The sequence below is a fragment of the Microbispora sp. H13382 genome (genome assembly GCF_014161445.1).
In the GTDB taxonomy this organism is placed as follows: Bacteria; Actinomycetota; Actinomycetes; order Streptosporangiales; family Streptosporangiaceae; genus Microbispora.
The window spans coordinates 1-18757 of the sequence record NZ_JABBXA010000018.1; the positions used below are offsets into that span (position 1 = coordinate 1).

The 18757-nt window shown below is 73.0% G+C and carries 21 protein-coding genes and 1 pseudogene; 14 read left to right on the top strand and 8 right to left on the bottom strand.

Annotated elements, in window-relative coordinates; translation table 11 throughout:
* A pseudogene (locus HHX41_RS28975) lies at nt 1–218 on the bottom strand (hypothetical protein); the annotation flags it as partial.
* 245 nt (nt 219–463) lie between these two features.
* Here HHX41_RS28975 and HHX41_RS28980 point away from each other — a divergent pair.
* From HHX41_RS28980 to HHX41_RS28995, 4 genes are all read left to right on the top strand, one after another.
* Nucleotides 464–847, top strand: a complete 384-nt coding sequence (locus tag HHX41_RS28980; protein ID WP_182908488.1) for a helix-turn-helix transcriptional regulator — start codon at nt 464–466, stop codon at nt 845–847.
* 102 nt (nt 848–949) lie between these two features.
* Nucleotides 950–1141 carry a hypothetical protein gene (locus HHX41_RS28985; protein ID WP_182908638.1) on the top strand — a complete coding sequence of 64 codons (192 nt, stop codon included), beginning with the start codon at nt 950–952 and terminating at the stop codon, nt 1139–1141.
* A gap of 22 nt (nt 1142–1163) precedes the next feature.
* Nucleotides 1164–2378 (top strand): sensor histidine kinase, encoded by a 1215-nt coding sequence (locus HHX41_RS28990; protein ID WP_182908489.1) that lies wholly within the window; start codon nt 1164–1166, stop codon nt 2376–2378.
* Nucleotides 2375–3058: a response regulator transcription factor gene (locus tag HHX41_RS28995; RefSeq protein ID WP_182908490.1), complete on the top strand. Its 684-nt coding sequence runs from the start codon at nt 2375–2377 to the stop codon at nt 3056–3058. The genes HHX41_RS28990 and HHX41_RS28995 overlap by 4 nt, the downstream gene beginning before the upstream one ends.
* Here the strand turns inward: HHX41_RS28995 and HHX41_RS29000 are convergent.
* Complete coding sequence (locus HHX41_RS29000; RefSeq protein ID WP_182908491.1) at nt 3046–3960, bottom strand: SDR family oxidoreductase; 915 nt, start codon at nt 3958–3960, stop codon at nt 3046–3048. The two genes, HHX41_RS28995 and HHX41_RS29000, sit on opposite strands and share 13 nt — an antisense overlap.
* Before the next feature lie 91 nt (nt 3961–4051).
* On the opposite strand from HHX41_RS29000, the gene HHX41_RS29005 reads away from it, so the two are divergent.
* From HHX41_RS29005 to HHX41_RS29030, 6 genes are all read left to right on the top strand, one after another.
* Nucleotides 4052–4801, top strand: coding sequence for an enoyl-CoA hydratase family protein (locus tag HHX41_RS29005; protein ID WP_169982505.1), 750 nt, complete (start codon nt 4052–4054; stop codon nt 4799–4801).
* Nucleotides 4801–5649 (top strand): CoA transferase subunit A, encoded by an 849-nt coding sequence (locus HHX41_RS29010; protein ID WP_182908492.1) that lies wholly within the window; start codon nt 4801–4803, stop codon nt 5647–5649. The genes HHX41_RS29005 and HHX41_RS29010 overlap by 1 nt, the downstream gene beginning before the upstream one ends.
* Nucleotides 5646–6398 (top strand): CoA-transferase subunit beta, encoded by a 753-nt coding sequence (locus HHX41_RS29015; RefSeq protein ID WP_182908493.1) that lies wholly within the window; start codon nt 5646–5648, stop codon nt 6396–6398. Before HHX41_RS29010 ends, HHX41_RS29015 begins: the two co-directional genes overlap by 4 nt.
* Before the next feature lie 68 nt (nt 6399–6466).
* Nucleotides 6467–7465 carry an NAD(P)H-dependent flavin oxidoreductase gene (locus HHX41_RS29020; RefSeq protein ID WP_396795380.1) on the top strand — a complete coding sequence of 333 codons (999 nt, stop codon included), beginning with the start codon at nt 6467–6469 and terminating at the stop codon, nt 7463–7465.
* 19 nt (nt 7466–7484) lie between these two features.
* Nucleotides 7485–8072: a TetR/AcrR family transcriptional regulator gene (locus tag HHX41_RS29025; protein WP_169982509.1), complete on the top strand. Its 588-nt coding sequence runs from the start codon at nt 7485–7487 to the stop codon at nt 8070–8072.
* Nucleotides 8069–8884: an MBL fold metallo-hydrolase gene (locus HHX41_RS29030; RefSeq protein WP_182908494.1), complete on the top strand. Its 816-nt coding sequence runs from the start codon at nt 8069–8071 to the stop codon at nt 8882–8884. The genes HHX41_RS29025 and HHX41_RS29030 overlap by 4 nt, the downstream gene beginning before the upstream one ends.
* Here HHX41_RS29030 and HHX41_RS29035 read toward each other — a convergent pair.
* The 3 genes from HHX41_RS29035 to HHX41_RS29045 are packed head-to-tail and all read right to left on the bottom strand — an operon-like array spanning nt 8870 to nt 11839.
* A complete protein-coding gene (locus HHX41_RS29035) occupies nt 8870–9856 on the bottom strand; it encodes an acyl-CoA dehydrogenase family protein (RefSeq protein ID WP_182908495.1) in 987 nt (328 codons plus the stop codon). The two genes, HHX41_RS29030 and HHX41_RS29035, sit on opposite strands and share 15 nt — an antisense overlap.
* Nucleotides 9853–10983, bottom strand: coding sequence for an acyl-CoA dehydrogenase family protein (locus HHX41_RS29040; protein ID WP_182908496.1), 1131 nt, complete (start codon nt 10981–10983; stop codon nt 9853–9855). Before HHX41_RS29040 ends, HHX41_RS29035 begins: the two co-directional genes overlap by 4 nt.
* Complete coding sequence (locus HHX41_RS29045; RefSeq protein WP_182908497.1) at nt 10973–11839, bottom strand: enoyl-CoA hydratase; 867 nt, start codon at nt 11837–11839, stop codon at nt 10973–10975. The genes HHX41_RS29040 and HHX41_RS29045 overlap by 11 nt, the downstream gene beginning before the upstream one ends.
* Before the next feature lie 112 nt (nt 11840–11951).
* On the opposite strand from HHX41_RS29045, the gene HHX41_RS29050 reads away from it, so the two are divergent.
* The 4 genes from HHX41_RS29050 to HHX41_RS29065 all read left to right on the top strand — a co-directional run bounded on the left by HHX41_RS29050 (nt 11952) and on the right by HHX41_RS29065 (nt 16299).
* On the top strand, nt 11952–12725 hold the full coding sequence (locus HHX41_RS29050; RefSeq protein WP_182908498.1) for an SDR family oxidoreductase: 774 nt from the start codon (nt 11952–11954) through the stop codon (nt 12723–12725).
* 14 nt (nt 12726–12739) lie between these two features.
* Nucleotides 12740–13360, top strand: coding sequence for a TetR/AcrR family transcriptional regulator (locus tag HHX41_RS29055; RefSeq protein ID WP_182908499.1), 621 nt, complete (start codon nt 12740–12742; stop codon nt 13358–13360).
* Nucleotides 13361–13371: 11 nt separating this feature from the next.
* Complete coding sequence (locus HHX41_RS29060) at nt 13372–14529, top strand: acetyl-CoA C-acetyltransferase (protein ID WP_169982516.1); 1158 nt, start codon at nt 13372–13374, stop codon at nt 14527–14529.
* A 171-nt stretch (nt 14530–14700) separates the two neighbouring features.
* Entirely contained in the window at nt 14701–16299 is a 1599-nt protein-coding gene (locus tag HHX41_RS29065) for a peptide chain release factor 3 (protein WP_182908500.1), read from the top strand.
* On the opposite strand, the gene HHX41_RS29070 is transcribed toward HHX41_RS29065, so the two are convergent.
* The 3 genes from HHX41_RS29070 to HHX41_RS29075 are packed head-to-tail and all read right to left on the bottom strand — an operon-like array spanning nt 16272 to nt 18648.
* On the bottom strand, nt 16272–16613 hold the full coding sequence (locus HHX41_RS29070) for an HNH endonuclease domain-containing protein (protein ID WP_182908501.1): 342 nt from the start codon (nt 16611–16613) through the stop codon (nt 16272–16274). The two genes, HHX41_RS29065 and HHX41_RS29070, sit on opposite strands and share 28 nt — an antisense overlap.
* An 11-nt stretch (nt 16614–16624) precedes the next feature.
* The gene (locus HHX41_RS41070) at nt 16625–16759 is read right to left on the bottom strand and encodes a hypothetical protein (RefSeq protein ID WP_259401399.1); all 135 of its coding nucleotides are present in this window, start codon (nt 16757–16759) and stop codon (nt 16625–16627) included.
* Nucleotides 16756–18648, bottom strand: a complete 1893-nt coding sequence (locus tag HHX41_RS29075) for a hypothetical protein (protein WP_182908502.1) — start codon at nt 18646–18648, stop codon at nt 16756–16758. The genes HHX41_RS41070 and HHX41_RS29075 overlap by 4 nt, the downstream gene beginning before the upstream one ends.
* Nucleotides 18649–18757 lie beyond the last annotated feature (109 nt).

Genomic DNA, 18757 nt, shown 5'->3' on the forward strand with positions numbered 1-18757 from the left:
TTGATCCAGGCCTTGGCGGCGGGGGTGGCGAAGCCGAAGCCGAACATCTTGTCCAGGAAGGCCCACAGGAACACCCAGCCGATGGCGATGCGGGCGGCGGCCCAGGCGTACCGGGCGGGGCCGGTGGTCGTCCGGGGCGCAGTGGCGGGGGTCGTCCGGGGCGCGGGGGTGGCGGCGTCGAGGTGAGTCCTCTGGTTGCGCCTCTCGATGGTGGCCATGACCGGCCCCTTTCAACGTTTCGCGTCTTTGCTCTGTCCTTGACACCTCAAGCAAACCGCGATCACCGGCCCTGCCGCAGGAGCCGTACGGCACGCCACGGCCGCCCCGAAGTCCCATGATCATGGGACTTTCGGCCCGGCGGCCGAACCTCACCAGGCCCAGGCCTCCGGGGCGGGGCCGCCCTTGCCGACCGGAGGAACAGCTCCTCCAGCCGGGCCAGGGTCTCGGCGGACAGCTTGGACGGGTGATCCGGGTCGAGCTCGCTCCCGCCGACCTGCTGCGGCTCAGGTTCGCGCACAGCCCGACGGCGGAGGTCGTGGCCAGTTGCCTCGCGCTGCGCTCCCGCTCGGCGCGGCTTGTCCCCGCACTCTGGCGGGCCCGGGCCGAGCCAGCGGCGCTGGCCGCCCTGCTCGGCTCGACCCGCGCGGCCATGCTCGCCCTGCTGGCCGAACCGTCCAGCATGGGGGAGGTGGCCGCCGCTCTCCGGCTTGCTCCGGCGACCGCCTCGCACCACCTGACCACGCTCAGGGACGCCGGTCTGGTGAGCGGCGAACGGGAGGGCCGCCGCCTGCGCTACCGGCGCACCGGGCTCGGCGAACAGCTCGCCGGAGAGAGCCGGGCGCCCTGACCGCCCGCTGCTTCTCCACCCTGATCTCCACCCCTGTCTCCACCTCGCTTTCCACCGTGCGGAGGTGCCGGGTCCACCCGATCGCTCCGTACGGTTCCGTCCATGAACGACAGGGACGGGAACGGCCTCGATCCGATCAAGGCGATCGTGGGCCGGATCCGGACGGCGGATGGAGGGAAAATGAACGGCAAATCGGTGGTCGCCATGGTCGTCGTCGGACTGGTCGTCCTGGCCGGATTCGTCGCCTACCGGCTGCTGGCCTTCGAGCTCATCGCGAACCTGCGCCGTCACTAGCGGCGCGTCTCCGGGAGGCCTCATGGTTCACGCAGCCCTCCGGGCGGTACGGCGATCCTGGCCGGCGGGCCTGTCGCCCGGATGGCGGGTCGAACGGCTGATCGGCACGGTCATGATGGTGGCCGCGCTCCCCACCGCCCGCCCGGACGCGGTGACCGGCGCCGCCTGGGTGCCCCTCGGCGTGAGCCTGGCGTGCTGGCTGGTCTTCGTACGGCTGGAGCGGAGATCTCCGGTGGCCGCCCTCGTCGCGCTCGGCGTGTCGTCCCTGACCGCCGCCGCGGCCACCGGCCCGGTGGACGACGGCACCGCGATGATCATGGCCTGTGTCGGGCTGGCGGCCCTCGCGATGCACACGCGGCCGGGCCCGCTGCCGATCATCGCGGTCACCTGCGCGGCCGTAGTCACGGGAGCGGTCTCCGGCGCGCTCGCCCAGCGATCAGCCGGCGACGCGCTCGGCAACGCCGCGATCATGCTCGTCATCGTCCTGCTCGGGCTGAGCCGCCGGCAGTACCGCGTGGAGGCCGGGCACGCGCGGCGGCTGCTCGAACAGACCCGGCGCGCGCAGGCCGAGCACGCGCGGGCCGCCGCGCTGGACGAGCGGGCCAGGATCGCGAGGGAACTGCACGACGTGCTCGCCCACTCCCTCGGCGCACTGGGCGTGCAACTCGAACTGGCCGACGCGTTGCTGAGCGACAAGGGCGACGTGGCCGCGGGGCTGGACCGGGTGCGGCGGGCCCGGAGGCTGGCCGCCGACGGACTGGCCGAGGCGCGGCACGCGGTGGCCGCCCTGCGCGAGGACGTGCCGCCGCTGGCCGAGGCCCTGGCCCGGCTCGCGGCGGCCCACGGCGACGACCACGCGGGGGAGGTCCGCTTCCGGGTCGGCGGGACGCCCCGGTCCCTGCCGCCGGCGATCACCGTCTGCCTGCTGCGCACGACACGGGAGGCGCTGACGAACGCCGCCAGGCACGCCCCGGCCACAGCGGTCACCGTACGGCTCGACTACCGGCCCGGTGCCGTGCGTCTGGAGGTGCGCAACGGTCCCGGCGCGGCCGCCGGGAGCGGCCGGGCGGGCCGGCCCGGGGGATACGGGCTGGAGGGCATGCGGGAACGGCTCGCGCTCGTGGGCGGTCGGCTCGTCGCGGGCGAGATCGCGGGCGAGATCGCGGGCGAGATCGCGGGTGAGGTCGCGGGCGAGGAGGCGGGCGGATGGCAGGTCGTCGCGGAGGTGCCGGCATGAGCGGCGACCCCGTCATCCGGGTCCTGGTGGCCGACGACCAGGAGATCGTCCGGGAGGGTCTGGTGGCCCTGCTCGGCCTTGTGGACGACATCGAGGTCGTCGGCGCCGCGGGCGACGGTGAGGGCGCGCTCCGCCTGCTGGCCGAGGCGCCCGCGGACGTCGTTCTGATGGACCTGCGCATGCCGGTGCTCGACGGCGTGGAGGCGACGCGGCGGATCGTCCGTGACCATCCGGAGGTCGCGGTCCTGGTGCTGACCACGTACGCCGACGACGAGTCGATCGCCGCGGCCCTCGGGGCGGGCGCGCGCGGCTACCTCACCAAGGACGCGGGACGGGCGCAGATCGCGGCCGCCCTGCGCGCCACGGTGTCCGGTCAGTCGGCCTTCGGCCCTGCGATCTCCAGGCGGCTGGTACGCGCGATGCTCCGGCCGGACCCGCCGGGCGCGCGGGCGGATCGGTGGAGCAACCCGGACCGGCTCACCCCGCGCGAGGTCGAGGTCCTCGCGCTGATCGCGCAGGGCATGGACAACGCGCGGATCGCCGCGTCGCTGTTCATCGGCGAGACGACGGTGAAGACGCACATCAACAACGCCTTCGCGAAGATCGGAGCCCGCAACCGCAGCGACGCGACGCGCTACGCCTGTCGTCACGGGCTCGCGGGGGAGGATCAGGCGCCGTAGACGGGTTCGGGCGCGGCGGCCCGGCCGAGCAGCTTGGCCACCTCGGGCCCGATCCCGGCGGGGTCCCAGCGGGCGCCCCTGTCGGCGGCCGGGCCGTGCCGGAAGCCCTCCATGACGCAGATCCGGCCGCCCTCGACCTCGAAGACCCGGCCGGTGACGTCCTTCGACTCGGCCGAGCCGAGCCAGACCACCAGCGGGGAGACGTTCTCCGGGGCCATGGCGTCGAACGCGCCCTCCTCGGGAGCGGCCATCGTCGCCGCGAAGACCTGCTCGGTCATCCGCGTGCGGGCGGCCGGGGCGATGGCGTTGACGGTCACGCCGTAGCGGCCGAGCTCGGCCGCCGCGACCAGGGTCAGGCCGACGATGCCTGCCTTGGCGGCGGAGTAGTTGCCCTGCCCCACGCTGCCGAGCAGGCCCGCGCCCGACGAGGTGTTGACCACCCGCGCGTCCACCGGCCGACCGGCCTTCGACTCGGCCCGCCAGTGCAGCCCGGCATGCTTGAGCGGCAGGAAGTGGCCCTTCAGGTGCACGCGGATCACCGCGTCCCACTCCTCCTCCGACAGGTTGACCAGCATGCGGTCGCGCAGGAACCCGGCGTTGTTGACCAGCACGTCGAGGCGGCCGAAGTGCTCGACCGCGGTCGCCACCAGCCGCCGCGCGCCCTGGTCGGTGGCGATGTCGGACCGGTCGGCCACCGCCTCGCCGCCCAGCGCGCGGATCTCCTCGACCACATCCTGAGCGGGACCCCCTGATCCGGCGTCCGATCCGCCCTCGCCGGACAGGCTCACCCCGAGGTCGTTGACGACGACCTTCGCGCCCTGGCGGGCGAACTCCAGCGCGTGCGCCCGGCCGAGGCCGCGCCCCGCGCCGGTCACGATGACGACTCGGTCCCTGCAGATCATCTCGGTCTCTCCAATCGGACATGGGGCATCGCCTGGGGCGATCCGCTCTGCTAGCGTACTTTCTAACAAATGTTAGATGGAAAGGTGCCGCATGGGAATCTCGACCAGCCGTAACGGCGAGGGCGTCGCCGAGGTCGTGGTGGACGCCCCGCCGGTCAACGCGCTGACCGTACGCGGATGGTTCGACCTGGCCGACGCCGTACGGGAGGCCGGTCGCGAGCCGGAGACCCGCGTCGTGGTGCTGCGGGCCGAGGGCCGCGGGTTCAACGCCGGTGTGGACATCAAGGAGATGCAGGCGACCACCGGGTTCGACGCGCTGGTGGGCGCCAACCGCGGCTGCTACGCGGCGTTCGCGGCGGTCTACGAGTGCGAGGTGCCCGTGATCGCGGCGGTGCACGGCTTCTGCCTTGGCGGCGGGGTCGGCCTGGCCGGCAACGCAGACGTCGTGGTCGCCTCCGACGACGCCTACTTCGGCCTGCCGGAGGTGGAGCGGGGCGCGCTCGGCGCGGCCACCCACCTCGCGCGGCTGGTGCCCCAGCACCTGATGCGCGCGATGGTCTACACGTGCCGCAACGTCACCGCCGCCGAACTGCACGCGTTCGGCTCCGTGCTGGAGGTCGTGCCGCCCGAGCGCCTGCGCGACGCGGCGCTGGAGGTGGCGGCCCAGATCGCCGCCAAGGACCCGTACGTCATCCGGCGGGCCAAGGAGTCCCTCAACGGCATCGACCCGGTCGACGTCAAGCGCAGCTACCGGTTCGAGCAGGGCTTCACGTTCGAACTCAACCTCATGGGCGCCGGCGACCGGCACCGGGACGCCTTCGTCGCGGAAGGAGGCCGGTGATGGGCGTCGTCACCTCGATCGAGGAGATCGTCGGCTCGCTGGAGAGCGGCATGACGATCGGCATCGGCGGCTGGGGCTCCCGGCGCAAGCCGATGGCGCTGGTCCGGGCCATCTACCGGTCCTCGCTGACGGACCTGACGATCGTGGCGTACGGCGGGCCGGACGTGGGCCTGCTCTGCGCGGCGGGCAAGGTGCGCAGGGTCGTCGCCCCGTTCGTGACGCTCGACTCGATCGCCCTCGAACCGCACTTCCGGGCGGCCCGGCAGCGCGGGGCCGTCGACTTCACCGAGTACGACGAGGGCATGTTCATGTTCGGCCTGCTCGCGGCGGCGCACCGGCTGCCGTTCCTGCCGACGCGGGCCGGGCTCGGCTCGGACGTGATGCGGATGAACCCCGCCCTGCGCACGGTCCGCTCGCCGTACGACGACGGGGAGGAACTCGTCGCGGTGCCCGCGCTCACGATGGACGTGGCGCTCGTGCACATGGACGTGGCCGACACCCGGGGCAACGGCCGCTACCTCGGCCCCGATCCGTACATGGACGACCTGTTCGCCAAGGCGTCCGGGCGGTGCTTCATGTCCTGCGACCGGCTGGTCGAGGCGGGCGAGCTGGGCGGACCGCCGCAGACACTGCTGGTCAGCCGCATGCACGTGACCGGTGTGGTCGAGACCCCCGGCGGCGGCCACTTCACCGATTCGGGGCAGGGGCGGGACGAGATGTTCCAGCGGCACTACGCCGCCTCGGCGGCCGACCCGGAGGCGTGGGCGGCGTTCGCGGACCGCTTCCTGACCGGCGACGAGGCGGCCTACCAGGAGACCGTGCAGCAGTGGCGTGAGGAGGGGCGATGAGCGCGACCCGGGCGGAGATCTGCGTCGTGGCCTGCGCGGAGGCGTGGCGCGGCGACGGCGAGATCCTGGCGGCGGCGATGGGCACCTGCTCGATCCTGGGCGCCCGGCTGGCGCGGCTGACGTTCGAGCCCGGCCTGCTGACCACGGACGGCGGCGCGCTGCTGACCGCGGAGGCGGTGCCGTTCGGCGCGCCGGCCGGGGCGGTCGAGGGGTGGCTGCCGTTCCGCGAGCATCTGTGGCTGGTGCAGAACGGGCGCAGGCACGTGATGATGGGCGCCTCCCAGATCGACAGGCAGGGCAACACGAACATCTCGGCGATCGGCGACTGGGCTCGGCCGAAGTCGCAGCTCCTCGGTGTCCGAGGGGCCCCCGGCAACACGATCTGCAACCCGACCAGCTACTGGATCCCCAAGCAGTCCACCCGCGTCTTCGTGCCGGAGGTGGACGTGGTCAGCGGCGTCGGCCACGACCGCGCGGCCGGGCTGGGCCCGCGGGCCGCCCGCTTCCACGACCTGCGGCGGGTGGTGACCGACCTCGCCGTGTTCGACTTCGGCACCCCCGACGGGTCGATGCGGCTGGTCTCGGTGCATCCTGGCGTCGAGGTCGGGCAGGTGAGGGCCGCCACCGGGTTCGACCTGACGATCGACGGCGATGTGCCGGAGACCCGTCAGCCCACCGGCGAGGAGCTGCGCGTCATCCGCGAGGTGCTCGACCCGAAGGGACTGCGCTACCGGGAGGTGAAGGCGTGATCGGGCCGAAACTGGACACCCCGCTCACGCGACTGACCGGCGTGCGCCACCCGGTCGTGCAGACTGGCATGGGCTGGGTGGCGGGCCCTCGGCTGGTGTCGGCGGTGGCGAACGCGGGCGGCCTCGGCGTCCTCGCCTCGGCCACGATGACCGTGGCCCAGCTCGCCGCCGCCATCGAGGAGGTGCGCTCGCGCACCGACGCGCCGTTCGGGGTGAACCTGCGCGCCGACGCCGGCGACGCGGGCGAGCGGGTCGACCTGCTGATCAGGAACCGGGTGAAGGTGGCCTCGTTCGCGCTCGCTCCGCGTCAGGAGCTGATCGCCAAGCTGAAGGACGCCGGGATCGTGGTGATCCCGTCGGTCGGCGCGCGGCGGCACGCGGAGAAGGTCGCCGCGTGGGGCGCCGACGCCGTTCTGGTGCAGGGCGGCGAGGGCGGCGGTCACACCGGCGCGGTCGCCACGACGCTGCTGCTGCCGCAGGTCGTGGACGCCGTCGACATCCCGGTGATCGCCGCCGGCGGCTTCTTCGACGGGCGCGGCCTGGCCGCCGCCCTCGCGTACGGCGCGGCGGGGGTGGCCATGGGCACCCGGTTCCTGCTGACCTCGGACAGCTCGGTCCCCGACGCGGTCAAGAAGACCTACCTCGGCATGTCCGAGACCGTGGTCACCCGGCAGGTGGACGGCATGCCGCACCGCGTGCTGCGCACCGACCTGGTGGACGGCCTGGAGCGGTCGGGGAAGGTGTCCGGACTGGTCCGCGCGGTGCGCAACGCGGCGCGCTTCCGGAGGATCTCCGGGATGTCATGGCCGTGCATGATCCGCGACGGCCTGGCCATGAAACACGGCAAGGAGCTGAGCTGGTCGCAGGTGCTGATGGCGGCCAACACCCCGATGCTGCTGAAGGCCGCCATGGTGGACGGCCGCCCGGACCTCGGCGTGATGGCGTCCGGCCAGGTCGTCGCGCTCATCGACGACCTGCCCACGTGTGAGGAGCTGATCGACTCCATCGTCACGCAGGCCGCCGAGGTCGTGCGCGCTCTCAGCGGGAACCTTGCCGAAACTATGTAGACCGGTCTAGTCTGGCGGCATGACGCGAAGGAACGACACGCGCGAGCGCGTCCTGCGCACCGCCGCCGGGCTCTTCCAGCGGCAGGGCTACAACGCCACCGGCCTCAACCAGGTGCTGGCGGAGAGCCGGGCGCCCAAGGGCTCGCTGTACTTCCACTTCCCCGAGGGCAAGGAACAACTGGCCGCCGAGGCGGTGGCGGTGGCGGGCGGCGAGCTCGGCGAGCGGATCGCCGCCGCCGTGGCAGCCGCCCCCGGTCCCGCCGAGGCCGTCGCCCGGATCGGCGACCTGCTCGCCCGCAACCTGGAGGAGTCGGGGTTCGAGGAGGGCTGCCCGGTGGCCACGGTCGCCCTGGAGGCCGCCGGCGGCAGCGAACCCATCCGGTCGGCCTGCGACGCGGCGTACGCCTCCTGGCTGAGCGGCCTGGCCGGCTATCTGCGGGCGCACGATGTGGACGAGGCCGAGGCGCTCGCCGACCTGGTGCTGTCCTCGCTGCAGGGAGCGCTCCTGCTCGCCCGCGTGCGCCGCGACACCGGCGTCATCCACTCGGTCACGCGACGGATCGGCGGACTGGTCGCCGACGCCGCCCGGCGAAAGGGCTCCGAATGAAGGTCCACCACCTCAACTGCGGCTCGATGCGGAAGATCGAGCCCATCGACGCCGGTCAGGCTCCCGCGCACGCGGTCAGCCACTGCCTGCTCGTCGAGACCGCCCGCGACGGCCTGGTGCTCGTGGAGACCGGGCTCGGGCTCGGCGACGTACGCGACCCGGCGGGCTCGCTCGCCGCGGACTGGACGGAGATGGTCGAGCCGGTGCTCGACCCGGCAGAGACCGCGGTGCGCCAGGTCGAGCGGCTCGGTCACGCGCCCGCCGACGTGCGGCACATCCTGCTGACCCACCTCGACGTCGATCACTCCGGCGGCCTGCCGGACTTCCCGGACGCCCGGGTGCACGTCATGGAGGAGGAACTGGCCGCCGCCGTGGCGGAGGCCCCCAGCAGGCGCTACCGGCCGGCGCACTGGGCCCACCGCCCCCGCTGGGTGACGTACGAGTCCGGCGTGGGCGAGGAGTGGTTCGGCTTCGGCGGCGTGCGGCGGCCGCACGGGCTGCCGCCGGACTTCCTGCTGGTGCCGCTCGGCGGGCACACCGCCGGGCACGCGGCGGTGGCCGTCCGTGCCGGTGACCGGTGGCTGCTGCACGCGGGCGACGCGTACTTCTACCACGGCGAGCTGCGGGCGGGGGAGCCGGAACCGCACCCGCTGCTCGACCTCGTGCAGACCGGCTCCCAGGTCGACGCGGAGCTGCGGCTGCGCAACCGCGACCGCCTGCGCGCGCTCGTCCGCGACCACGCGGGCGAGGTCGAGGTCTTCTCCGCCCACGACCCGTGGGAGCTGCGCCGTTACGAGTCAACCGGCGAGTGAGGCGACCACCCGGGCCCGGTGGTCCGACGGCGAACCCCACGCCGTGTACAGGGCGCGGGCCCTGCGGATCAGCAGGCTGGGGTCGTACTCGTCCGTATATCCGATCGCGCCGTGCACCTGCAGGGCGATCTTCGCCGCCGCGTACGCCGCCTCGGCCGCCGCGGCCTTGGCCGCCGACACGTCCCGGGCGAAGTCCGGCGTCCCGTACGCCAGGGCGGCGCCGTGCACCAGCGGCCGGGCGTACTCCAGCCCGACCAGGGCGTCGGCCAGGTGGTGCTTGACCGCCTGGAACTCGCCGATCGGCCGGCCGAACTGCCGCCGGGTCCTCGCGTAGTCCACCGACACCTCCAGCAGGCGGCGTCCCGTGCCCACGAGCTGCGCGGCGCACGCGAGCACGCCCATGTCGTAGGCCTCGGCGGCGGCCGCGGCGACCCGCGGTCCCTCGGCGAGCACCTCGCCCGGCGTGACGGGGAACAGCCGCCGGGCGGGGTCGAGCGACGCGCGCACCCCGCCGGGGACGGCGGCGCACAGCCGCCCGCCGTCCACCAGCAGGGCCAGGCCGGCGGCGTCGGCGTCCAGCGCGTACGGCACGGCCGGGGGCAGCGCGAGCGTGACGAGGGCGGTGCCCTCGGCGATCGCGGGCAGCCACCGGCCCGCGATCGCCTCGTCGCCCAGCCGGTCGAGCAGCACGGCGGCGGCCACGGCCTCGGCGTACGGCCCGGGCGCGCCGTGCCTGCCGAGCTCGTGGAACGCGGTCACCAGCTCGACCGGCAGCGGCCCGGCCCCTCCGGCCGACTCGGGCACGGCGACCGCGAACACCCCCGCGTCGGCCAGCGAACGCCACAGCGCGAGGCCGCGCTCGCGCCGTCCGGTGGCCCAGTCGCGCACCACGCCCGGCACGGCCGCCTCGGTGAGCAGCTTGCCGAGGGTCTCGCCGAACAGCCGCTGCTCGGCGTCGAGGACGAATCTCATCGGCTTCCCGCCTTCGGCAGGCCGAGCACGCGCTCGGCGATCACGTTGCGCTGGATCTCGTTGGTCCCGGCGTAGATCGGGCCGGCCAGGGAGAAGACGTAGCCCTCCAGCCACTCGCCCGCCAGCTCGCCGTCCGGGCCGAGCAGGTCGAGGGCCGTCTCGTGCAGCGCCACGTCCAGCTCCGACCAGAAGATCTTGTTGACGCTCGACTCGGCGCCGACGTCCTCCGTGCGGGAGATCGTCTCGAAGCCCTTGAGCCGGTAGGCCCGCGCCTTGATCCACGCGTCGGCCACCCGGTCGCGCATCGCGGTGTCGGCGGGGTCGCCGTGCTCGCGCCACAGCTCCACGAGGCGGTCGGCGGCGGCCAGGAACCGGCCGGGACTGCGCAGCGTGAGCCCGCGCTCGTTGCCGGTGGTGCTCATCGCGACCTTCCACCCCGAGCCGGGCTCGCCGATCACGTCGCGGTCGGGGACGAACACGTCGTCGAAGAACAGCTCGGCGAAGGCCGGCTTGCCGTCGATGCGGCCGATCGGCCTGCGGGTGATCCCCTCGGCGTCGAGCGGGAACATCAGGTAGGTCAGCCCCCGGTGCCGCTCGGCCTCGGGGTCGGAGCGGAACGGCCCGAAGCCCCAGTCGGCGAACGCGGCCCGCGAGCTCCACGTCTTCTGGCCGTTGAGCAGCCAGCCGCCGTCGGTCCGGGTCGCGGTCGCGCGCAGGGACGCCAGGTCGCTGCCCGCCCCGGGCTCCGACCACGCCTGCGCCCAGATCACCTCGCCGGAGGCCATCGACGGCAGGACGCGGGCGAGCTGCTCGGGCGTGCCGTGCTGGAACAGCGTGGGCGCGAGCAGGTTGATGCCGTTCTGGCTGACCCGTCCCGGTCCGCCGGCCGCGTAGTACTCCTCCTCGAAGACCAGCCACTCCAGCGGGGTGGCGTTCCGGCCGCCGTACTCCTCGGGCCACGACACCACCGACAGGCGGGCCTCGTGCAGCTCGCGCTCCCAGGCGCGGTGGGCGGCGAAGCCCTCCTCGATCTCCAGGGACGGCAGGGGAGCGGCGGGCACGTGCTCGCGGAGCCAGGCGCGCACCTCCGCCCGGAACGGCTCCACCGACGACAGGTCAAGATCCATCGGCGGCCGCCTTCATGCTCTTGGGGTCCATCCCGGCCAGGGAGTCGGCCGAGGTCTCGGCGTTGTGGGCGTGGGCGAGGTGGTGCAGGCCGAAGACCGAGTCCATCCCGGCGTGCATGCCCTGCAGGTCCTCGGCCTGGTTGACCGCCTTCTTGGTCAGCGCCAGGCCCATCCGCGGCATCGCCGCGATCTTCTCGGCCAGCGCGAGGGTCTCCGTCTCCAGGTCCTCGCGCGGCACGACCCGGTTGACCATGCCCACCTCGTACGCCCGCCGGGCGGGCATCCGGTCGCCGGTGAACAGGAACTCCTTGGCGATCCTGGGCGGCATCGCCCAGGGGTGGGCGAAGTACTCCACTCCCGGGATGCCCATCCGTACGACGGGGTCGGCGAAGAACGCGTCGTCGGAGGCGACGATCAGGTCGCAGACCCAGGCGAGCATGAGCCCGCCCGCGATGCACGCGCCCTGCACCATGGCGATCGTCGGCTTGGGAATCTCCCGCCACCGCCGGCACATGCCCAGGTAGACCTCCGACTCCCGCGCGAAGCGGCTCTCGGCGCCCTCCTTGCCGACGTGGTCCCACCACAGGCTCGCCCTGCGCTCGAACGAGACGTGGGCGTCCCTGCCGGGCGTGCCGATGTCGTGCCCGGCCGAGAAGTGCCTGCCCTCTCCGGCCAGGACGATCACCTTGACCTCGTCGTCGGTCACGGCCTGGTAGAAGGCCTCGTCCAGCGCGTACGTCATCGCCGAGTTCTGCGCGTTGCGGTACTCCGGGCGGTTCATGGTGACCACCGCCACGGGGCCGCGACGCTCGTAGCGGACGACCTCCGCAGGACCCTTCTCGGAATCCTCCGTCATGAGAACCTCCACGTCATGGGACCCTCGATTTTTTCTAACAACTATTTGGTAGAGTAAACCACGAGACGCACGGCGAGGAGAGGGCCCTTCGGGTCCGTGAAGGGTAGAGGGCATGCCGACCTACGTGACCGGTCACGGTCTGCTGCGCGATCGGGTGGCCGTGGTGACCGCCGCGGCCGGCACCGGCATCGGGGGCGCCTGCGCCCGGCGCATGCTGGAGGAGGGCGCGCGGGTGGTCGTCAGCGACGCCCACGAGCGCAGGCTCGGCGAGAGCCTGGCCGTGCTGCGCGAGGAGTTCGGCGCGGACTCGGTGACCGCCGTGCCCTGCGACGTCACCTCCGAGGAGCAGGTCCAGCGCCTGTTCACCAAGGCGGAGGAGCGCTTCGGGCCGGTCGACGTCGTCGTCAACAACGCCGGGCTCGGCGGCACGGCGACGCTCGTCGAGATGACCGACGAGCAGTGGGGCCGGGTGCTCGACGTCACGCTGACCGGCACCATGCGGTGCACCCGTGCCGCGCTGACGCGCATGCAGCCGAGGGGCCGTGGCGTGATCGTCAACAACGCCTCTGTGATCGGCTGGCGGGCGCAGGAGGGCCAGGCGCACTACGCGGCGGCCAAGGCCGGCGTCATGGCGCTGACCAGGTGCGCGGCGATCGAGGCCGCGCCGTACGGCGTGCGGATCAACGCCGTCGCGCCCTCGCTGGCCATGCACCCCCACCTGGCCAAGGTCACGACCGACGAGCTGCTGGCCGAGCTGACCAGGAAGGAGGCCTTCGGCCGCCACGCGGAACCATGGGAAGTCGCCAACGTTATCGTCTTCCTCGCGAGCGGCTACTCCTCCTACATGACCGGAGAGGTCGTCTCGGTCTCCAGCCAGCACCCCTGAGAGGTCGACTACCCATGAGCCCACGACGCAGAGACGCAGAGAGCACCGCGGCCGCCCGCGCCGAGCGGCGGGCCGAGCTGCTGGCCACCGCGGCCGAGGTGTTCGCGTCCCGGGGCTACGCGGCCACGACGGTCCGCGAGGTGGCGGAGGCCGCCGACATGCTGGGCGGCAGCCTCTACTACCACTTCGACTCCAAGGAGTCGATGGTCGACGAGATCCTCTCCGCGTTCCTCACCGAGCTGTGGGCGGCGTACGACAAGGTGACCGGCTCCGGTCTCGGCGCACGGGAGACCTTCGAGGCGCTGATCGTGGAGTCGTTCCGCACGATCCACCGGCACCGCCCGGCCGTCGTGATCTACCAGAACGAGTCCAAGCACCTCGCGTCGAGCCCGCGCTTCTCCTACCTGACGGAGTCGCAGCGGCGCTTCCGCGAGATGTGGCTGACGGTGCTGGACCGCGGGGTCACCGACGGCGTCTTCCGTGCCGACCTCGACACGGGCCTCATCTACCGCTTCATCCGCGACACCGTGTGGCTGGCCGCGAGCTGGTACCGCGGTGACGGCAGGCTGCCGGCCGAAGAGATCGCCAGGCAGTACATAGCGATGGTCCTGGAAGGGATCCTGACAACAACCTGAGGAGTTGTGCGATGGCGGAGGCATACATCGTCGAGGCGGTGCGCACCCCCGTGGGCAGGCGGAACGGAGGCCTTTCCGGCGTCCACCCCGCCGACCTCGGCGCGCACGCGCTGATCGAGCTCGTGAAGCGCTCCGGGGTGGACCCGGCCGCGGTGGAGGACGTGGTCTTCGGCTGCCTGGACACGGTGGGCCCGCAGGCCGGCGACATCGCCCGCACCTGCTGGCTGGCCGCCGGGCTGCCCGAGGAGGTGCCGGGCGTGACCGTCGACCGGCAGTGCGGATCCTCCCAGCAGGCCGTCCATTTCGCCGCGCAGGCCGTGATGTCCGGCACCAGCGACCTCGTCGTCGCCGGCGGCGTGCAGAACATGTCCCAGATCCCGATCGCCTTCGCCTCGCGCGGCGCCGCCGACTCCCTCGGCCTCACCGAGGGCCCGTACGTCGGCTCGCGCGGCTGGCAGGCCCGGTACGGCAAGCAGGACGTGTCGCAGTTCCGGGGCGCCGAGATGATCGCCAGGGACTGGGACATCTCCCGGGAGGACATGGAGGCGTTCGCCTTCGAGTCGCACCAGCGGGCCATCCGGGCGACCGACGAGGGCCGCTTCGCCCGCGAGATCGCCCCGCTCGAGGGCGTCACCGCCGACGAGGGCCCCCGCCGGGACACCACGCCGGAGAAGATGGCCGGCCTGAAGACCCTGGAGGAGGGCGGGCGGCTGACCGCCGCCGTCGCCTCGCAGATCTCCGACGGCGCGGCCGCCCTGCTCATCGCCTCCGAGGCCGCCGTCAAGGCGCACGGCCTGCGGCCCAGGGCCCGGATTCACCACCTGTCGGCCCGCGGCGAGGACCCCATCCGCATGCTGTCCGCGCCGATCCCCGCCACGGCGTACGCGCTGAAGAAGACCGGCATGTCGATCGGCGACATGGACGTCGTCGAGATCAACGAGGCGTTCGCGTCGGTCGTGCTGGCCTGGCTCAAGGAGACGGGCGCCGACCCCGCCCGGGTCAACCCCAACGGCGGCGCGATCGCGCTCGGCCACCCGCTCGGCGCGACCGGCGCCCGGCTGATGACCACCATGCTGCACGAGCTCGAGCGCACCGGCGGCCGATACGGCCTGCAGACCATGTGCGAGGGCGGCGGCCAGGCCAACGTCACGATCATCGAGCGCCTGTAGTTCCCGCGTGCGCGGTGAGGACCGCACCGGGCGGCGCCGATTCCGGAGCGCGGCGCCCGGCGCGGTAACCTCAACCGTCCACCGCTGTTTGGGAGCCCGGATGGCCTGCACGCACCACGACCGCACCACGACGACCCGCGTCTCGGGGATCCACGTTTCGGGGGTCCGGCGATGAGCGCCGTCACGGGTGAGGCGGCGCGCCGCCGCACGTTCGCGGTGATCAGCCACCCGGACGCCGGAAAGTCCACGATGACCGAGGCGCTCGCCCTGCACGCCTCGGCGATCAGCCAGGCGGGAGCCGTGCACGGCAAGGCCGGCCGGCGGGGCGTGACGTCCGACTGGATGGAGATGGAGCGGGCCCGCGGCATCTCCATCACCTCGGCCGCGCTGCGTTTCGACTACCGCGACCACGTGTTCAACCTGGTCGACACGCCGGGCCACGCGGACTTCTCCGAGGACACCTATCGCGTGCTGGCCGCCGTCGACTGCGCGGTCATGCTGCTCGACGCGGCCAAGGGCATGGAGCCGCAGACCATGAAGCTGTTCGAGGTCTGCCGCCACCGCCGCATCCCGGTCATCACGTTCGTTAACAAGTGGGACCGGCCGGGCCAGGAGCCGCTGGAACTGCTCGACGAGATCGAGGAGCGCACCGGCCTGCGTCCCACGCCGGTGACCTGGCCGATCGGCGCCGCGGGGAACTTCCACGGTGTGGTCGACCGCCTGGAGGACCGCATCGTCCGCTACACCCGCACGCCCGGCGGCGCCACCAAGGCGCTGGAGACCGAGCTGACCCCCGAGCAGGCCGTCGCCGAGCTCGGCGCCGACTGGACCCGCGCGGGGGAGGAAGCCGACCTGCTCGCCGCCATCGGCGCCGAGCACGACCAGAAGGCGTTCGAGGCGCACGAGTCCACGCCGGTGCTGTTCGGCGCGGCGCTGTCCAACTTCGGCGTGGCGCGGCTGCTGGACGTGCTCGTCGACCTGGCCCCCGCCCCCGCGCCCCGGCTCGACGTCGAGGCCGCGGCCCGGCCGCTGGACGCGCCGTTCTCCGGCCTGGTCTTCAAGGTGCAGGCCAACATGGACCCCGCCCACCGCGACCGCATCGCGTTCGTCCGCGTCTGCTCCGGCCGGTTCGAGCGCGGCATGGTGCTCACCCACGCCGCCACCGGCCGCCCCTTCGCCACCAAGTACGCCCAGTCGGTGTTCGGCCAGGAACGCGCGACCATCGACGAGGCGTATCCGGGAGACGTCGTCGGGCTGGTGAACGCCACCGCGCTGCGGCCGGGGGACACCCTCTACGAGGGGAAGCCGGTGGAGTTCCCGCCCATCCCCAGCTTCGCCCCCGAGCACTTCGCCGTCGCCCGTTCCCGCAGCACCGCCAAGGCCAAGCAGTTCCGCCGCGGCATCGACCAGCTCGACGGCGAGGGCGTGATCCAGGTGCTCCGCTCCGACCTGCGCGGCGACCAGGCCCCCGTGCTGGCCGCGGTCGGGCCCATGCAGTTCGAGGTCGTGCAGCACCGCCTGGCCACCGAGTTCGGCGCGGAGATCGTCCTCGACCGGCTGGAGTACACGCTCGCCCTCCGCACCGACGCCGAGTCGGCGGAGGTGCTCCGGCGCCAGCGCGGCGCGGAGGTGCTCACCCGCAGCCGCGACCAGGCCCTGCTCGCCGTGTTCAGCGACCAGTGGCGCATGCGCTCCATCCAGCGCGAACACGACGGTCTCACCCTCGAACCGCTGATCGCCGGTCAGGGCATCCCCGGCCCGTCCGCCTGACGCGCGCTCTGGATCTGGGACAGCACGTACCGGATGAAGCCCTGCCACCTTCCGAGATTGCACCCGGCATGCGCGGGGACCAGGTTCCATACGGCGTCGAGGTCGGCCGTCAGGGGAAACCGCTCCATCAGCGAGAAGGGGAACACGTGGTCCACCGCGATCACGTCGCTGCCCGGGACGACAGGCTCTCGGCAGATCAGGCACCGGCCGTGCTGGAAACCGATCATCGCCTCGGTGACTCCGGTAACGGGACGGCGCCGCAGCTTGTCGGTGATCCGCGGGCTGTCCAGGTCGACGGCGACGCCCTCGTTCATCAGGCTGACGCCTATATCGGTGTGGCGAAGGACGTCTCCACGATGCTCCAGCGGGCGTCCAGTTCTCCGCGCAGGCTCGCCGTCTGCTCGCTCGCGGCGACGGCACGAAGGTCTCCGCTCAGGCGGACGATTGGCGGTGCGTTCAATTGGTGCGGGTGTTCGGCAGATGGTCGCCGAGGTAGCCGACATAGATCTTGCCGGTCACGCCGCCCGAGTCGTCGTGGAAGTACATCCGCGGTGCCGGGTAGCCCACGGCGCGCAGCTTGACGTGGGCCTCCATGACGATCTTCCCGCTGGGATGGACCTCGGCCGGGACGGGGAAGGTGCGCGGCTGACTGAACTTGGCGCTGTTGGTGACCGACGCCGATTCGCGCATGGCGAGCATCCCGGGCGGGATCACGCGCCGGCCGCCGGAGCCGTCCGCGCACCAGTCGTAGAAGCCGCCGGCGAACTCGCCGGAGGAGCGTGCGCGGGCGAAGTCGTCCAGCGCGAGCAGCGCGTCCCACGCCTTGGCCGCCCACGTACGGCTGAGCATCGGGTCGGCGTGATCGAGCCGGACCGCGGCGTTGTCGGTCTGGCCGACGACGAGGTGGGCCAGCCGGGAACGGGCCTCGACCAGGGTCTCGGCGAGGCTCGCGGGGGTGAAGGGCTCGCCGGGCGTCGCGATGCCGTAGACGGGATGACCCGACTCGGCGAGGGTGCGCTCCAGCCAACGGACCCGTTCCTCCAGCACGCGGGCGGCGGTGACGGTTTCGGCGTACTCCTCCCGCAGCAGCTCGTGTGCGACGCGCAGGTCGTCCTCGCTCCCGGCGGGCGCGGCGGGGACGATCAGTTCGCGCAGCCCGGCCAGGTGCAGGCCCAGGGTGCGGACCTCACGCAGCACGTCGCGGCTGGTGTCGGCGCCCGCGGCCAGGCCGAGCGCGGTGTCCAGCTCCTGGCGCATGGCCTTGACGACCATCTCGGCCACCTGGTGCGCGACATCGGGGTCCGGCGACTCGTCGACCACGGCGACCGGCTCCGGCGCGGGCCCGGGCACCGGTTCGGGCTCGGCCGCGCCCGGCGGCGCCGCAGGGGGCGCGGGGGACCTCGGGGGCGACGGGGGTGCCGGGCGGACGGTCAGCGCCATCATCTTCCGCCGCAGCTCCTCCCGCGCGGGATCGACGGGCGCGGGAGGCGGCGTCATCGCCCCCTCCAGTGCCACGACCTCCGCACGGCCCGCAAGGACCCGCAGCACGACGGGCAGGGACTGACGGACCTCGGGGTGCGGCTCTGCCGCGGACGCACGGCCGATCACGCCGTCGGCGATCGTCTCGAGCGCGCCCTCCTCCCGTAACTTGGCGGGTCGCATCGGCGGATGCCGGTAGGGGCTGCGCTCGGTGGCCGGGTCGAAGGGAGCGGCGTAGGTGCGGATCGCCCCGCCGTACACGCTCAGTTCGTCCCCCATCAAACGGTTGAAGAGGTTCTCGGTGCGCCTGTCCGCGAGCCGGACGACCACTCCTGCCCCGGCCGTCGCCTCCGCCAGCCGATCAGCCCGGGCGGTGTTCTCGTCGCGGTGGCCGGGGGACACCACCACCACGGGAACCTGGCGCCGGGGCTCGGTCAGGACCCGCAGGAAGCGGTGCACCTCGTCCTCCGCCAGCACCTCCGCGCGGTCCACCAGATGGATCCCGCCGTCGGTGATGCGCGCGGTGCGCAGGTAGGCGGGGACGAAGCCGGGGGCCCGGGCGTTCCGCCGCGCGTTCCCCTCCTGCTCGACCGTGATCTGAACCCAGCCGGGAGCGCCGTCGAGGAAGACCGCTCTGGTACGCAGTCGTCCGCCGTCCAGGGGTTCCTCGAGGACGTACCGCCCGCACTCGGCGCGCCGCTCCATCACCAGGCGTGCGCCCGCGTGTTCGTGCTCGACCCGCGGCCTCCCGGCGTCCGGTGGCGGGAAGCCCTTGGTCTGCGCCCAGGTGGAGAAGACCCGGTGCAACCGCACCCAGATCGGCCGGCCGGGGTCTCGCAGAACCGCCTGGTAGAGCTGCGTCGGTGCCATGGGCCGATCCTTCCGCGTGCCGCTCGGAGCGTTTCCGGACATGGCAGCGTAACAAGGACATGGGGATCTGCTTTGTGAACTGGCTAAACAAATAAAGCTGTCCGAATCT

Coding starts and splice junctions, on each gene's coding strand:
- HHX41_RS28995 (WP_182908490.1), top strand. CDS start 2,375: ATGAGCGGCGACCCCGTCATCCGGGTCCTGGTGGCCGACGACCAGGAG.
- HHX41_RS29030 (WP_182908494.1), top strand. CDS start 8,069: ATGAAGGTCCACCACCTCAACTGCGGCTCGATGCGGAAGATCGAGCCC.
- HHX41_RS28990 (WP_182908489.1), top strand. CDS start 1,164: ATGGTTCACGCAGCCCTCCGGGCGGTACGGCGATCCTGGCCGGCGGGC.
- HHX41_RS29010 (WP_182908492.1), top strand. CDS start 4,801: ATGGGCGTCGTCACCTCGATCGAGGAGATCGTCGGCTCGCTGGAGAGC.
- HHX41_RS29055 (WP_182908499.1), top strand. CDS start 12,740: ATGAGCCCACGACGCAGAGACGCAGAGAGCACCGCGGCCGCCCGCGCC.
- HHX41_RS29070 (WP_182908501.1), bottom strand. CDS start 16,613: ATGAACGAGGGCGTCGCCGTCGACCTGGACAGCCCGCGGATCACCGAC.
- HHX41_RS29025 (WP_169982509.1), top strand. CDS start 7,485: ATGACGCGAAGGAACGACACGCGCGAGCGCGTCCTGCGCACCGCCGCC.
- HHX41_RS29060 (WP_169982516.1), top strand. CDS start 13,372: ATGGCGGAGGCATACATCGTCGAGGCGGTGCGCACCCCCGTGGGCAGG.
- HHX41_RS29005 (WP_169982505.1), top strand. CDS start 4,052: ATGGGAATCTCGACCAGCCGTAACGGCGAGGGCGTCGCCGAGGTCGTG.
- HHX41_RS29020 (WP_396795380.1), top strand. CDS start 6,467: ATGGGCTGGGTGGCGGGCCCTCGGCTGGTGTCGGCGGTGGCGAACGCG.
- HHX41_RS28985 (WP_182908638.1), top strand. CDS start 950: ATGAACGACAGGGACGGGAACGGCCTCGATCCGATCAAGGCGATCGTG.
- HHX41_RS29035 (WP_182908495.1), bottom strand. CDS start 9,856: ATGAGATTCGTCCTCGACGCCGAGCAGCGGCTGTTCGGCGAGACCCTC.
- HHX41_RS29065 (WP_182908500.1), top strand. CDS start 14,701: ATGAGCGCCGTCACGGGTGAGGCGGCGCGCCGCCGCACGTTCGCGGTG.
- HHX41_RS29040 (WP_182908496.1), bottom strand. CDS start 10,983: ATGGATCTTGACCTGTCGTCGGTGGAGCCGTTCCGGGCGGAGGTGCGC.
- HHX41_RS29045 (WP_182908497.1), bottom strand. CDS start 11,839: ATGACGGAGGATTCCGAGAAGGGTCCTGCGGAGGTCGTCCGCTACGAG.
- HHX41_RS29000 (WP_182908491.1), bottom strand. CDS start 3,960: ATGATCTGCAGGGACCGAGTCGTCATCGTGACCGGCGCGGGGCGCGGC.
- HHX41_RS29075 (WP_182908502.1), bottom strand. CDS start 18,648: ATGGCACCGACGCAGCTCTACCAGGCGGTTCTGCGAGACCCCGGCCGG.
- HHX41_RS29050 (WP_182908498.1), top strand. CDS start 11,952: ATGCCGACCTACGTGACCGGTCACGGTCTGCTGCGCGATCGGGTGGCC.
- HHX41_RS29015 (WP_182908493.1), top strand. CDS start 5,646: ATGAGCGCGACCCGGGCGGAGATCTGCGTCGTGGCCTGCGCGGAGGCG.